Below are 14,518 nucleotides of genomic sequence, written 5' to 3'. Positions count from 1 at the left end.
ACTTTCCATACGCTTGCCTGCTGCCTTGCGTGACGCTGGCTGTGGTAAAGTGTTCCCCCTTTCGTGTTGTGAACTGGATTGTGCTCTCATGAATACCCTCGTCCTGTCGGGATTACTGCTGCTGGCCCTGCTGGTGCTGGCGATTTTCTGGAGCAGAAACAAGGAGCAGAAGCAGCTGCCCTACGATCTGCAGGAGACTCTCTTCACTCCGGCCGAGCGCTCTTTTCTCGGGGTTCTGGATCTGGCGGTAGGCGACAAGGCCAGAGTGCTTGCCAAGGTGCGGGTGGCCGATGTGCTGACTCCGCAAGCGGGGCTCGGCAAGAGCAAATGGCAGCAACACTTCAACAAGATCAGCGGCAAGCATTTTGACTATCTGCTCTGCCATCCGACCGACCTCTCGTTTATCTGCGCCATCGAGCTGGATGACAGCTCTCACCGTCATCAGAAGCGCAAGGCGCGTGATCTCTTTCTGAAAACTGCCTGCGACAGCGCCGGTCTGCCCCTGCTGCAAATTCCGGCCAGCAGCGGTTATCAGGTGGAAGAGCTGCGCGAACAGATTCTGCCGTTGCTGGTCAAAACCAGCGAGCCGGTGGTCGATGATCTGCTGCCGGGCCAGCGGCGCGAACCTACCTTCAATCCTCTGTTGCTGGACGGGGTCGATCTTGGCACGCCGCTGCGCGGTGGCTCGCCACAGGCAACCGTTCGCCCGGTCGATGAAGAGCCGCTTCACTTCCCAAATCTGGAGAGCCCTGCGCCGAGCGCTGCAGTTCCCGTGATGGAGCCGGAGCTTGCCGACAACCTGTTTGCCGATCCGTCTGAAGACGAGGATGAAGAGGTGCACCTCTGTCCTCGCTGCGATGCGCCGCTGGTGGAGCGTGAAGCCAAGAAAGGGCCCCATGCCGGCCGCCTCTTTCTGGCCTGCAGCCGTTTCCCCGAGTGCCGCTACGCCACCCCGCGCCACCATATCCACCCTTGAACTGCTGCATCTGAGTGATACCGCCGCCGGCAAGGCGGTATCACCTGAATATTCCCTGCGAAAAAAATGCCGTAGCCATTTCGTTTATCCCCCTTTTATGTCGATACACTTAGCCTGAATACGACAATTTTTGACAAAGTGTCGGAATTTTGGCACTTTGTCTGTCTGCAATAAAATAAGTGATATATGTTTTATATCTATATAAAACAATGAATTATATTCGGTCGTCGCGAGGGATTGATATGGTGGAGATGGGCGTGTTGATTGTTGATGCCGATGCGCAGCGGCGTCAGCAGTTGGGAACAGTGCTCTCGTTTATGGGGATCCCGTGGCAAGAGGTAGCTGAAGGCGATCTGGATGTCGCCATCGACTCCTCCGGCCCCCTGCAAGGTGTACTGGCTGGCGAGCTCGGCGCCCGTGTTCTGCCGGATCTGCTGGCCGCATTTCCCCGAACCCCCTTTATCTCTCTGGTCGAGGCCGATCTGCCCAACAGCAACTTCATCGGGGTTGCCGAGGCGCCGTTTACCTATGAGTCGCTGACTCGCCACCTGCACTTCTGTCAGGCGTTTGTTTCTCTCCATCCCCGTCAGCAGACCCATGACAAGGGGCAGGCTCTGCTGCGCCTGCTGGTGGGTAAGGGGAAGGGGATCCAGGAGGTGCGTCGTCTCATCAGCCAGGTCGCCGAGACCGATGCCAACGTGCTGATCCTCGGTGAGTCGGGTACTGGTAAAGAGGTGGTGGCGCGCGCCATTCACGAACTCTCTGGCCGTAGCCAGGGGCCGTTCGTGCCCATCAACTGCGGTGCCATTCCGGCGGAGCTGTTGGAGAGCGAGCTGTTCGGCCACGAGAAGGGGGCCTTTACCGGCGCTATCGCTGCGCGGCGTGGCCGCTTTGAGTTGGCGCAGGGGGGCACTCTGTTCCTCGACGAGATTGGCGACATGCCGATGCCGATGCAGGTCAAGCTGCTGCGGGTGTTGCAGGAGCGGCTCTTTGATAGGGTCGGTGGTGGCAAGCCCATTCAGGCCGATGTGCGTATCATCGCCGCGACTCACCGGGATCTGGAGGCGCTGATCCGCACCCAGGGTTTTCGTGAGGATCTCTACTATCGCCTCAACGTCTTCCCCATCGAAACCCCGCCGCTGCGGGATCGCATCGACGATATCCCCCTGCTGTTACAGGAGCTGCTCAACCGCCATGCCGAGCAGCACCACAGCACCATCCGTCTGACCCAGCGGGCAATGGAGTCGCTGATGCAGTATCCCTGGCCGGGCAACGTGCGCGAGCTCTCCAACCTGCTTGAGCGGCTGCTTATTCTTTATCCGCAGCAGATTGTCGATGTGGCCGATCTGCCGAGCCGCTACCGCTTGCTGCCAAGCGAGCCGCGTGATGAGCGGCTGACCGAGATGGATGAGCGGGATGCGCTGGCCGCGGTGTTTCAGGATCCGCCGGAGATCGACCATCCGCTTTCCTCGCCTCGAACCATGCAGCTGCCGGAGGAGGGGGTCAATCTCAAGGAGATGCTGGCCGACCTCGAAGTGGAGCTGATCCGCCAGGCGCTGGAGTCGCAGGACGGGGTGGTTGCCCGCGCTGCTGATCTGCTCGGCATGCGCCGTACTACCCTAGTCGAGAAGATGAAAAAGTACGGGATGAGCAAGGACGTCTGAGGGTCAAAGCCTTGACGCAGAGCAGTAATCTATTGGTTTTAATAGATTAATTTAGTGGCATGGAAATTGAATAACCTGACCAGGTCGCCAGTTTGAGGTCAGGTTTATGACAGCACAACAGCAGGATATCCCACTCCAGTCTCACGAAGTGAGCCAGCTTTACGCCATCTTCAAGGCGCTCCCGACCGGGGTGCTGTTGCTTGATGGCACTGGCATCATCACCCGTGCCAATCCGGCGGCGATAGACCTGCTGGGGGAGCCGCTGGAGGGGGAGCTCTGGCGTCATGTCATCACCCGCTGCTTCGAGCCGCGCGAGGATGACGGCCACGAGATCTCCCTGCGCGATGGTCGCCGGGTCCAGCTCTCGACTCAGCCGCTGCAGGATCAGGCGGGTCAGCTGGTATTTATCAACGACTTGACCGAAACCCGTCAGTTGCAGGATCGCATCAACCACATGAAGCGGTTGTCGGCCCTTGGCAATATGGCCGCTTCGCTGGCCCACCAGATCCGCACCCCGCTCTCGGCCGCCATGCTCTATGCCGCCAACCTGGCCAACCGCACCCTCAAACCCGAATCCCGCACCCAGTTTCAGCAAAAGCTGATGGCCCGGCTGCAGGACTTGGAGAAGCAGATCAACGACATCCTGCTGTTTGCCCGCAATGGCGACAATCAGGTGGTCACCCCCATCTCGGTGCAGGGTCTGCTGGCTGAAGTGCAGGCGGGGGCAGAGGCGTTCTGCGCCCAGCAGGGTTGCGAGCTACACATGGAGGCACCGGAGCCCGATCTCTGCCTGCTGGCTAACAGTAGTGCGCTCTCCGGAGCCATCAACAATCTCATTGCCAACGCCCAGCAGGCGGGGGCAACGTCACTTCTGGTGAGCGCGGTGCGCAGCGGTGCCCGGGTCGAGATGCGGGTGATTGACAATGGCAAGGGGATGCCTGCCCACCTGCTTAGCCAGATTTTCGAACCCTTCTTTACCACTCGCTCCCAGGGAACCGGCCTTGGACTGGCGGTGGTGCAATCCGTCGTGCGTGCTCATCAGGGCGAGGTCGGTGTGGCCTCGGTTCCCGGAGAGGGCACCTGTTTTACTCTGTCGTTCCCCCTGCATCAGCAGCAGGTACAACTTGGAGGTGCAGCATGAGCCTTGTTAAGGCGCTGTGCCGGCCGAGAGGGAGCCATATCAATGCGGCCAGGTTGGCTGTCGTGGGAGGTGTAGCATGACTCAGGCCCGGATCCTGGTAGTTGAAGATGACAATGGCCTGCGTGAAGCGCTGGTCGATACCCTGTTGCTTGGCGGCTATGAGTGCCGCGAGGTAGACAGCGGCGAGCGGGCCTTGCTGGCTCTCTCCCGTCAGCCGTTTGACATGGTGATCTCCGATATTCAGATGGGAGGAATGGATGGCCTGACCCTGTTGGCGACCATTCGCCAGCAGTATCCGCAGGTGCCGGTACTCCTGATGACCGCTTACGCCAACATCGACGGCGCGGTGCGTGCCATGCGGGAAGGGGCCATCGACTATCTGGCCAAACCCTTTTCGCCCGAGGTGTTGCTCAACCAGGTGAGTCGCTATGTCCCGGCCCAGAAGGTAGAAAAACGTGCCGTAGTGTATGGCGATTCCAAGAGCGCCGAGCTGTTCCAGCTGGCGACCCGGGTTGCCAGAAGCGAGGCCACCGTCATGGTGACCGGCCCGAGCGGCACGGGTAAAGAGGTGCTGGCCCGCTATATCCACGACAATTCCAACCGCGCCGAGCAGCCCTTTATCGCCATCAACTGTGCCGCCATTCCGGAGAACATGCTGGAGGCGACCCTGTTTGGCTACGAGAAGGGGGCATTTACCGGCGCGGTGCAGGGGTGCCCCGGCAAGTTCGAGCAGGCGCAGGGGGGGACTCTGCTGCTCGACGAGATCACCGAGATGGATCTGGGATTGCAGGCCAAGTTGTTGCGGGTGCTGCAGGAGAAAGAGGTGGAGCGGCTCGGCAGCCGCAAGATGATCCCGCTGGATGTGCGGGTCATCGCCACCAGCAACCGGGATCTCAAGAAGGCGGTGCAGGATGGCCTGTTTCGCGAAGATCTCTACTACCGTCTCAACGTTTTTCCGTTGCGCTGGTCTGCCCTGTGCGAGCGACCCGGTGACATCTTGCCGCTGGCTGAACATCTGCTGGCCCTGCACGCCAGCCAGCAGGGGCTGCCGACTCCGCAGCTGGAGCCGCAGGCGTGCGAGCGGCTGCTCTCTCATCCCTGGCCCGGCAACGTGCGCGAGCTCGACAACGTGGTACAGCGGGCGCTGATCCTTAGCCCTGATGGAGTGATCGATTGCAGTCACCTCATTCTGGAAGAGGTGGACGAGCAGGAGATGGAGTTTGCCGTCGCGGAGCGCGCTTATGGCGGTGATCGCCTCGGCAGCGAACTCAAGCAGCAGGAGCACCAGATCATTCTCGACACCCTGCAAGAGTGCAACGGCAGTCGCAAGGATGTGGCCGACCGGCTCGGGATCAGCCCCCGCACTCTGCGATACAAGCTGGCCCAGATGCGGGATGCCGGCATCGACTTGCCTGCCTGAAACAGGCTGGTGCCTCACTAGAGGGAAGTATCACTGTGTGGGAACCGTCATGGTCTTGATGGCGGCTCTCGATTATCATAGGGCCCTTGGCGTTTTGAGCCGGGGCCTTGTTTTTATTGGTAAAACAGGGAATCGCGCCGTTATAAAGGGACCCTTATGATCTCTCATCGAAAATTGGAAACCGTACTCAACCACCTGCTTGAGCCCCACGCCATCAAGGATTACTGCCCCAATGGTCTGCAAGTCGAGGGGCGCGAGCGCATTCGCAAGGTCGTGACCGGCGTGACCGCCAGTCAGGCCCTCATAGATGCGGCCGTGGCTGCCGATGCCGATGCCATTCTGGTTCACCATGGCTACTTCTGGAGCGGTGAACCGGCCCAGATCACCGGTATGAAGCAGCGCCGCATCAAGACCCTGCTGGCCCACGATATCAACCTGTTTGCCTACCACCTGCCACTGGATGTCCATCCCGAGGTGGGCAATAACGCCCAGCTCGCCAAGCTGCTCGATATCAAGGTGCGTCGTGGCCTGGAGCCGTGGAACAGCAAGAGTGTCGCCATGGTGGGCAAGCTGGAAGAGCCGATGAGCGGCAGCGATTTTGCCAAACTGATTGCCGAGCGTCTCGGTCGTGAGCCGCTCCACTGTGGCGACAGCGGCCCCGAGCTAATCCGTTCCGTGGCCTGGTGCACTGGCGGCGGCCAGAGCTACATCAATCTGGCGGCGGAGCAGGGCATCGACGCTTTTATCTCTGGCGAGGCTTCCGAACAGACCATCCACACCGCTCGCGAGATGGGGATGCACTTCTACGCCGCTGGCCATCATGCTACAGAGCGCTACGGCGTCAAGGCGCTGGGAGAGTGGCTGGCGACCGTGCACGGGCTGGATGTGGCCTTTATCGATATCGACAATCCGGTCTGATTAGCCCCGTAGCGGCGTCATCGGAGATGAACGTGGTCACTGCGTTGAACTATGGAAATGACAAGGGAGGCCTGGGCCTCCCTTGTTGTATTTTGCTTGCTGTGGTTAGCGGTTACTCGCAGGCATAGCCAGCCGGGCCAAGTTGCTTGCTATCGAGAAAGGCAGACCCATCTCGCATCTGCAAGCGTCCTTCACAGAACCACTGCACCACCAGCGGGTAGATGCTGTGCTCCTGCACCTGTACCCGTGCTGCCACCTCATCGGCCTCATCTTCTTCGAAGATGGGAACGCTGGCCTGCAGGATCACCGGGCCACCGTCGAGCTCTTCGGTCACGAAGTGGACGCTGGCGCCATGCTCGCTATCACCAGCATCGATAGCGCGCTGGTGGGTGTGTAGCCCCTGATATTTCGGCAGCAGGGAGGGGTGGATATTGATCATCCGTCCAGCGAAGTGGCGCACCAGATCACCACTCAATATGCGCATAAAGCCGGCCAGTACCACCAAGTCCGGCTGATAGTCAGCCATCACCGCCAGCAGGGCGGCGTCATACTCCTCCCGGCTGGCAAACTGCTGCTGGCTGAGGGTGGTGGTAGCCACCCCTGCCTCTTGTGCGCGGATCAGGCCATAGGCATCGGCCTTGTTGCTGATGACGCCGACCACCTCACCGGCAATCTTGCCGCTGGCGCAGTGGTCGAGGACTGCCTGCAGATTGCTGCCGTTGCCTGAGATGAGGACGAGGATGCGTTTCATAGGGGAGGTCATTTGGCTGTTGATCCGGTCATTCATTGAATGATGACCTGCTCCTCACCATCGGCGGCCTTGGCGATATGACCGATGTGCCATGCGTTCTCACCCTCGGCTTTGAGCAGGGTCAGCGCCTTCTCCAGCTGATGGGCTGGCAGGGCGATGATCATGCCAACGCCGCAGTTGAAGGTTCGATACATCTCGTGGCGAGTGACGTTGCCAGCCTGCTGCAGCCAGCTGAACACTGCTGGCCACTGCCAGCTCTGCTCATCGATTACTGCCTGAGTGTTGGCGGGCAGCACGCGCGGGATGTTCTCCCAGAAGCCGCCACCGGTGATGTGGGAGAGAGCGTGGATCTCGCACTCCTTGATGAGCTTGAGCACAGGTTTCACATAGATGCGGGTCGGCTCCAGCAGGGCGTTGGCCAGGGTGGTGTCACCCAGCGGCTGCTGCACATCGGCTTTGGAGACTTCCAGAATTTTACGGATCAGGGAGAAACCGTTGGAGTGGGGGCCGCTGGCAGCCAGCGCGATCAGGGCGTCACCCTCAGCAACCTTGCTGCCGTCGATGATCTCGCTCTTCTCCACCACGCCGACGCAGAAACCGGCGATATCGTAGTCTTCCCCTTCATACATGCCCGGCATCTCGGCGGTTTCGCCGCCCACCAGAGCGCAGCCGGACTGCTCGCAACCGGCACCGATCCCGGTGACCACTGCGGCCGCGGTGTCCACATCCAGCTTGCCGGTAGCGTAGTAGTCGAGGAAGAAGAGGGGCTCGGCACCCTGTACGATCAGGTCGTTGACGCACATGGCCACCAGATCGATACCCACGGTGTCATGTTTTTTCAGATCGATGGCGAGGCGCAGCTTGGTGCCCACACCGTCGGTGCCGGAGACCAGCACCGGCTCCTTGTAGCCCGCAGGGATTTGACACAAGGCCCCAAAGCCGCCAAGACCACCAAGGACTTCAGGACGACGAGTGCGCTTTGACACGCCCTTGATACGTTCAACCAGTGCATTGCCGGCATCGATATCCACGCCAGCATCCTTGTAGCTCAGTGAGGTTTTGTCAGTCACGAGTAGTCCCCGTCATGTGAGAAGTGGAGGGTAAAATTCGGGGCGTATTCTAACAGTGGCGGTGAAAAACCAGAAAGGAAATCGTTTGCGCGTTTTTGCGCAAAACTGCTCTACAAGCGGCGGCTTTTGTTGTATGATTCCGCGATTTTTTTGCGGCAGGTTAGAGGAGATAATAATGAAAGTCGTTGAAGTCAAACACCCCCTGGTCAAACACAAGATCGGTCTGATGCGTGAAGGCGATATCAGCACCAAGCGTTTCCGTGAACTGGCCAAAGAAGTGGGCAGTTTGTTGACCTATGAAGCTACCTCTGACTTCGAAACCGAGAAGGTTATCATCGATGGCTGGAATGGGCCAGTAGAAGTTGACCAGATCAAGGGCAAGAAGGTAACCGTCGTACCGATCCTGCGTGCCGGCCTTGGCATGATGGATGGCGTACTGGAGCACATGCCGAGTGCCCGCGTCAGCGTGGTCGGTATCTACCGCGATGAAGAGACCCTGCAGCCGGTTCCCTACTTCGAGAAGATCGTCAGCAACATCGAAGAGCGTCTGGCGCTGGTCATCGACCCCATGCTGGCCACCGGTGGCTCCATGATCGCCACTATCGATCTGCTGAAAAAGAAAGGCTGCCAGTCCATCAAGGTGCTGGTGCTGGTTGCCGCGCCGGAAGGCATCAAGGCGCTGGAAGCCGCTCACCCGGACGTGGAGCTGTTCTGTGCCTCCATCGATCAGGGCCTGAACGAGAAAGGCTACATCGTGCCGGGTCTGGGCGATGCCGGCGACAAGATCTTCGGTACCAAGTAAGTTGCTGTGACACGCCGCCTCTGCCGAGGCGGCTGACGGAGCCGGCGTCCTGCCGGCTTCGCTGTTTATGGCCTTTGTCCCAGCCTTGCCGCAGGACGCGCCTTGCCGCTACCATAAGCACCATCTCCCATTTCGAGACTCTGTTCATGTTTAAACGTGTTGTGACCGCCCTCTGCTGCGGCTTGTCATTCATTGCCTCGGCCGCTCAGGTTACCGACCTCTATCAGGGCAAGGCCCCGACCACCGGCGACATGGTGGCTGCTCAGGGTCAGGCGCTGGGCGAGGTGTTGATCAAGGTGACCGGCAAGCGGGACATTCTGACCCAGCCTGCCGTGGTCAAGGCGCTGGCTGCGCCGGGCGACTATGTAAAGAGCTATGGCTATCAGGATGTGGATTCGGTCAAGTATCTGAAGGCCGAGTTCAAGAGCGACAAGGTCAACAGCCTGGTCTCCGAGAGCAAATTCGCTCTGCTTGGCCCGGCTCGTCCCCAGATGGCCCTCTGGCTGGTGGTGGATCAGGGGGAGCGCCATCTGCTGGCAGACCAGTCTACCGATGGCTGGGCACAGGCACTGCGCGAGCAGACCCTGGCGCTGGGGCTGCCGGTCAGCATTCCCCTGATGGATCTCGACGACAACATGGCGGTCAGTGCCACCGATGTATGGGGCCGTTTTGCCGATCCCATCCTCAAGGCGAGCCAGCGTTATGGCGCCGAGATGGTTGTGCTGGGCAAGCTGACCCCGGAAGGGGACAAGTGGAGCATCGACTGGGGACTCTACGGTCCCAAGGCTGCTGGTGAAGTGGCCGAACTGACCCGAGGCAACACCACGGGTACCCAGGCCGAAGTGGCGCAAGGGCTTGCCGATACCCTGGCGACCTGGCTGGTGAAAAACTACGGCGCCCGTATCTCTGGGCCGGCAACCAGCCAAACCCTGGTGGTGGATGGCCTATCCGATGTGGACAGCATGATCTCCGTGCAGAAGATGCTGCAGGGGATGGCCAATGTCAGCAAGGTCGAGATCGGCAAGCTGGAAGGCAATCAGGTCACCTTCAACTTCACCCTGCAGGGGGAGCAGAGCGAGTTGGTGCGCGCCCTGCAGCTGGAGAGCCGCTTGCACAAGGTTGACGATAATGGCAGCAATCTGCGTTACCAATGGTCGCAGCCCTGATTTCACAAGGCTTTTGTCTACCGCCCGGCTTGTCCGGGCGGTTCTCTATCTGCCATTGCGATGGTACACTTAGCCACAAATGTCACAGTCAAAGCCCAACGAGTGAAGCAACCGGCCCAACTGTCCCTAGCCGTACAACTACCGGATGATGAAACCTTCGTCAGTTTTTATCCCGGCACCAATGCTCATCTGATCACCGCCCTCAAGAATGCGGCCATCGGTCAGGGGTCGCCTTTCCTCTATTTCTGGGGAGCCAAGGGCTCCGGGCGCTCTCATCTGCTCCACGCCACCTGTGCCGAGGTCAACGCCCGCGATGCGGCTGCGGCCTATCTCTCCCTCGATCAGTTTGAACAGCTCGATCCCAGCATGCTCGATGCTCTCGAAAGCCTGCCGCTGGTCTGTCTAGACAGCCTCGAGGCGATCGCCGGCAATGCCGTGTGGGAGCGGGCGCTGTTTGATTTTTACAATCGCTGGCAGGAGAAAGGGGAAGGGACGCTGATCGTCACCGGTTGCAGCGCGCCGCGCAAACTGGGGCTGCAGCTGCCGGATCTCGCCTCGCGCCTCGACTGGGGTGTGAGTTTCCATCTCGAAGAGCTGGATGACGAAGGCAAGCTCAGTGCCCTGCAGCTGCGTGCCGAGCTGCGGGGCTTCAAACTGCCCATCGATGTGGGCCGCTTCCTGCTCAACCGACTCTCCCGCGATATGCGCACCCTGCTCACCACTCTCAATCAGCTCGACAACGCCTCATTTCGCGCCAAGCGCAAGCTCACCATTCCCTTTGTCAAAGAGATCCTCGAGCTCTGATCCTCTCTGCGGTCTGCGGTCTGCGGTCTGCGGTCTGCGGTCTGCGGTCTGCGGTCTGCGGTTGTGGCCTGACTTTCGTTTGAATGGCAGATAAAAAGAAACCCCGGCTTCAGGCCGGGGTTTTGCTATTTCAAGACAGCTCTGCCTATCAGTGGAACTGATCTTCTTCGGTGGAACCGGTCAGCGCGGTGACCGAGGATTGGCCACCCTGAATGACGGTGGTCACCTTGTCGAAGTAACCGGTACCGACCTCCTGCTGATGGGCTACGAAGGTGTAGCCACGGCTGGCGGCTGCAAATTCCGGCTCCTGCACCATCTCGACGTAGTGCTTCATCCCTTCGCCACGGGCGTACTGGTAGGCCAGTTCGTACATGTGGAACCACATGTTGTGGATACCCGCGAGGGTGATGAACTGATACTTGTAGCCCATGTCGGAGAGCTCCTGCTGGAAGCGGGCGATGGTGGCATCGTCCAGATTCTTCTTCCAGTTGAAGCTCGGGGAGCAGTTGTAGGCCAGGATGCGATCCGGGAACTTGGCCTTGATCGCTTCGGCAAATTTACGCGCTTCGTCCAGATCCGGCTTGGCGGTTTCACACCACACCATGTCGGCGTAGGGGGCGTAAGCCAGACCGCGAGCAATGGCCTGATCGATACCGGCACGCACCTTGTAGAACCCTTCGGCAGTGCGCTCGCCAGTCAGGAAGTCTGCATCGTACGGGTCAGCGTCGGTGGTCAGCAGGTCAGCGGCGTTGGCGTCGGTACGGGCGATCACCAGAGTGGTGGTGCCGCACACATCGGCTGCCAGACGGGCTGCAACCAGCTTCTGCACCGCTTCCTGGGTCGGCACCAGTACCTTGCCACCCATGTGGCCGCACTTCTTGACTGATGCCAGCTGATCTTCAAAGTGCACGCCAGCGGCACCCGCTTCAATCATCCCTTTCATCAGTTCGAAGGCGTTTAGCACGCCGCCGAAACCGGCTTCCGCATCGGCCACGATGGGCAGGAAGTAGTCGATAAAACCCTCATCCTGCGGCCCGACCTTGTTGGCCCACTGGATCTGGTCGGCACGGGCGAAGGAGTTGTTGATGCGCTCCACCACGGACGGTACGGAGTTGGCCGGGTAGAGGGACTGATCCGGATACATGGTGGAGGACAAGTTGTTGTCCGCCGCCACCTGCCAGCCGGAGAGGTAGATTGCCTCGATCCCCGCCTTGGCCTGCTGCACCGCCTGACCACCGGTCAGGGCGCCGAGGCAGTTGACGTAGCCTTTCTTGGCGTCGCCGTGGATCAGACCCCACAGCTTGTCGGCACCGCGCTGGGCCAGGGTGTGCACCGGCTGCAAGCTGCCGCGCAGGTTTACCACATCTTCGGCGCTGTAGCCGCGCTTGATCCCTTTCCAGCGGGGGTTTTCCGCCCAGTCTTTCTCGATAGCCTGGATCTGTTGCTCACGGGTCAGTGCCATATCAGTTCCCTCTTTCATTGATTTCACGTTTCCATTGACTTGTTATTGGCGAGCCCCGCCCGGGGCCCGGAGTTCAGAGCCGCTCGTAACCGGGCAGCGTCAGAAAATCGATCAGGGTATCGGCGCAGGTGATCTCTTCCATCAGCTCGCTCGCCTCGGCAAAGCGACCCGCCTGCCAGCGCTCGGCACCCACTTCGGCTTTGACTACCTCCTGCTCTTCAGCCAGCATCTGGCGGAACAGCTCCTTGGTTACCACCTTGCCGTTCGACAGGCTCTTGCCGTGGCGGATCCACTGCCAGATTGAGGTGCGGGAGATCTCTGCGGTGGCGGCATCTTCCATCAGACCGTAGATGGGCACGCAGCCGTTGCCGTTGATCCAGGCCTCCAGATATTGCAGGGCGACCCGGATATTGGTGCGCATCCCCGCCTCGGTGCGCTCGCCCTCACAGGGGGCCAGCAGGTCGGCGGCGGTGATGGGGGCATCCTGCTCGCGCAGCACGCCTATCTGGTTCTTGGCGCCAGCCGCAATGGTGGCGTTGAATACCGCCATGGCGGTATCGGCGAGGCCAGGGTGGGCAACCCAGGTGCCATCGTGGCCGTTATTGGCTTCGCGCTCCTTGTCGGCCTTGACCTTGGCGAAGACCTGTTCGTTGACGGCAGCGTCCTTGGCCGGAATAAAGGCGGCCATGCCACCCATCGCCAGCGCACCGCGCTTGTGACAGGTCTTGATCAGCAGCCGCGAGTAGGCGGAGAGGAACGGTTTGTCCATGGTCACCACCTGGCGGTCCGGCAGGACGCGATCCGGATGGTTCTTCAAGGTCTTGATGTAGCTGAAGATGTAGTCCCAGCGGCCGCAGTTCAGCGCAACGATGTGATCCTTCATCTGATAGAGCAGCTCATCCATCTCGAACACGGCTGGCAGGGTTTCAATCAGCACGGTGGCCTTGATGGTGCCGCGGGGCAGACCGAACTTGTCCTCGGTCCAGGCGAATACCTCGCTCCACCAGCGCCCTTCCAGATGGCTCTGCAGCTTGGGTACGTAGAAGTAGGGGCCGGAGCCTTTGGCCAGCAGCGCCTGATAGTTGTGCAGGAAGTAGAGGGCAAAATCGAACAGACCGCCGGGGATCGGCTCGCCATCGAAAGTGACATGTTTTTCCGGCAGGTGCAGACCACGCACCCGGCAGATGAGCACCGCTGGATTGGTGTTCAGGGTATAGGCCTTTCCTTCCGGACTGGTGTAGGAGACGGTGCCGTTGACTGCATCGCGCAGGTTGATTTGGCCCTCGATCACCTTGTTCCAGGCGGGGGCCAGTGAGTCCTCGAAGTCTGCCATAAACACCTTGACGTTGGCGTTGAGGGCGTTGATTACCATCTTGCGCTCGACCGGGCCGGTGATCTCCACACGGCGATCTTGCAGGTCGGCGGGAATGCCGCGAATGGTCCAGTCACCTTCACGGATGTGGGCGGTTTCCGGCAGGAAGTCCGGCAGCTCGCCACCATCGATACGGGCCTGACGTGCCACACGTTGTTTCAGCAATTCCCCTCTTTGGGGAGCAAAACGTTCCACCAGTTCGGAGACCAGCGCCACCGCGTCCGGCGTCAGAATTTGCGCGTATTCGGGCAGCATCTCGCCCTGGATGCGAAGGCGGGCGCTACAGTGGGTCTGAGCCGGTGCCGACATAAGGTTCACTCCTTTGATAATTACATTTTGAACTAACTAACTACGACTAAAGTCGAATTCCTGTTCCTGAAACGTTCCCGCAACAACGGGATAACACGATTGATAAGGTGCGAAATATTGTCGATTACGTCAACAGTTTTTTTAAAACGCCTGTTTGGGGTAGATATTTAAGTTGATGTTTTTAATTGAGTTATTGGGTTGGTATAAAAGCTCTACACAGATGGTTATGCTCCTGGTTTTTCTGCCCGGGCGATGGCTCGTCCGGTCACCCTTCTTGTTATGCAATTCGTAACTTATTACGTAATAAAATTACAAATGCAAAAACAAATCCCGACCTTACTCCAGGCTTTTTAAAAACAGCTGTATGAAGTGTGTTTAAATATTTCAATCAATAGGCTGATGGCGTTGATGCTGGATAGTGAACGTTCGTTTAAAACTATCAGGCTTTCGCAGGGCTCTGTTGGTGCTGACGGCTTGCCGCATTGAAAGTGGAGCGCAATAACGTAGGTTTGTATCAGCTGATGGGGATCAACCGGGCGGGGAGCGGTGGTTAAATAGCAGTCAATTACACTGAGTAATCATGTTTTGGTAGTGGTTTGTCGTTTTTTTAAGACGGTACGTCTCAAGAGGCATAAGACGGGGAAAAGCAGGGAAAAAATCAGG

The 14,518-nt window shown here is 59.3% G+C and carries 12 protein-coding genes; 8 read left to right on the top strand and 4 right to left on the bottom strand.

The genetic code is table 11. The features are described 5' to 3' along the window. Positions 1-88 precede the first annotated feature (88 nt). The 5 genes from AAHA41_RS06215 (at position 89) to AAHA41_RS06195 (ending at position 6,119) form a co-directional block, all read left to right on the top strand. On the top strand, positions 89-976 hold the full coding sequence (locus AAHA41_RS06215) for a DUF2726 domain-containing protein (RefSeq protein ID WP_323068815.1): 888 nt from the start codon (positions 89-91) through the stop codon (positions 974-976). A gap of 242 nt (positions 977-1,218) precedes the next feature. Next, entirely contained in the window at positions 1,219-2,640 is a 1,422-nt protein-coding gene (locus AAHA41_RS06210; protein WP_042033342.1) for a sigma-54 dependent transcriptional regulator, read from the top strand. A 106-nt stretch (positions 2,641-2,746) separates the two neighbouring features. Further along, positions 2,747-3,781, top strand: coding sequence for an ATP-binding protein (locus AAHA41_RS06205; RefSeq protein WP_042033343.1), 1,035 nt, complete (start codon positions 2,747-2,749; stop codon positions 3,779-3,781). 76 nt (positions 3,782-3,857) lie between these two features. Further along, positions 3,858-5,201 (top strand): sigma-54 dependent transcriptional regulator, encoded by a 1,344-nt coding sequence (locus AAHA41_RS06200; protein ID WP_323071009.1) that lies wholly within the window; start codon positions 3,858-3,860, stop codon positions 5,199-5,201. Positions 5,202-5,357: 156 nt separating this feature from the next. After that, a complete protein-coding gene (locus AAHA41_RS06195; protein WP_342697312.1) occupies positions 5,358-6,119 on the top strand; it encodes a Nif3-like dinuclear metal center hexameric protein in 762 nt (253 codons plus the stop codon). Between the two features lie 112 nt (positions 6,120-6,231). Here AAHA41_RS06195 and purN read toward each other — a convergent pair whose 3' ends face one another. Both purN and purM read right to left on the bottom strand, forming a co-directional pair. Next, on the bottom strand, positions 6,232-6,870 hold the full coding sequence (purN, locus tag AAHA41_RS06190) for a phosphoribosylglycinamide formyltransferase (protein ID WP_323071010.1): 639 nt from the start codon (positions 6,868-6,870) through the stop codon (positions 6,232-6,234). A 32-nt stretch (positions 6,871-6,902) separates the two neighbouring features. After that, positions 6,903-7,940, bottom strand: coding sequence for a phosphoribosylformylglycinamidine cyclo-ligase (purM, locus tag AAHA41_RS06185; RefSeq protein WP_323071012.1), 1,038 nt, complete (start codon positions 7,938-7,940; stop codon positions 6,903-6,905). 175 nt (positions 7,941-8,115) lie between these two features. On the opposite strand from purM, the gene upp reads away from it, so the two are divergent. The 3 genes from upp (at position 8,116) to hda (ending at position 10,712) form a co-directional block, all read left to right on the top strand. After that, positions 8,116-8,742: a uracil phosphoribosyltransferase gene (gene upp, locus AAHA41_RS06180; protein WP_033114376.1), complete on the top strand. Its 627-nt coding sequence runs from the start codon at positions 8,116-8,118 to the stop codon at positions 8,740-8,742. A gap of 146 nt (positions 8,743-8,888) precedes the next feature. After that, positions 8,889-9,908 carry a DUF2066 domain-containing protein gene (locus AAHA41_RS06175; RefSeq protein ID WP_124242399.1) on the top strand — a complete coding sequence of 340 codons (1,020 nt, stop codon included), beginning with the start codon at positions 8,889-8,891 and terminating at the stop codon, positions 9,906-9,908. A gap of 102 nt (positions 9,909-10,010) precedes the next feature. Then, positions 10,011-10,712: a DnaA inactivator Hda gene (hda, locus tag AAHA41_RS06170; RefSeq protein WP_236350717.1), complete on the top strand. Its 702-nt coding sequence runs from the start codon at positions 10,011-10,013 to the stop codon at positions 10,710-10,712. A gap of 148 nt (positions 10,713-10,860) precedes the next feature. Here the strand turns inward: hda and aceA are convergent, their stop codons facing one another. Together aceA and aceB are read right to left on the bottom strand one after the other, a co-directional pair. After that, complete coding sequence (gene aceA, locus AAHA41_RS06165) at positions 10,861-12,174, bottom strand: isocitrate lyase (RefSeq protein WP_005344572.1); 1,314 nt, start codon at positions 12,172-12,174, stop codon at positions 10,861-10,863. A gap of 73 nt (positions 12,175-12,247) precedes the next feature. After that, on the bottom strand, positions 12,248-13,855 hold the full coding sequence (gene aceB, locus AAHA41_RS06160; RefSeq protein WP_323071013.1) for a malate synthase A: 1,608 nt from the start codon (positions 13,853-13,855) through the stop codon (positions 12,248-12,250). Positions 13,856-14,518 lie beyond the last annotated feature (663 nt).

The sequence above is a fragment of the Aeromonas sp. SER genome (assembly GCF_038739615.1).
GTDB classification, from domain to species: Bacteria; Pseudomonadota; Gammaproteobacteria; order Enterobacterales; family Aeromonadaceae; genus Aeromonas; species Aeromonas jandaei.
This window is presented reverse-complemented; position numbering and strand designations above follow the sequence as displayed.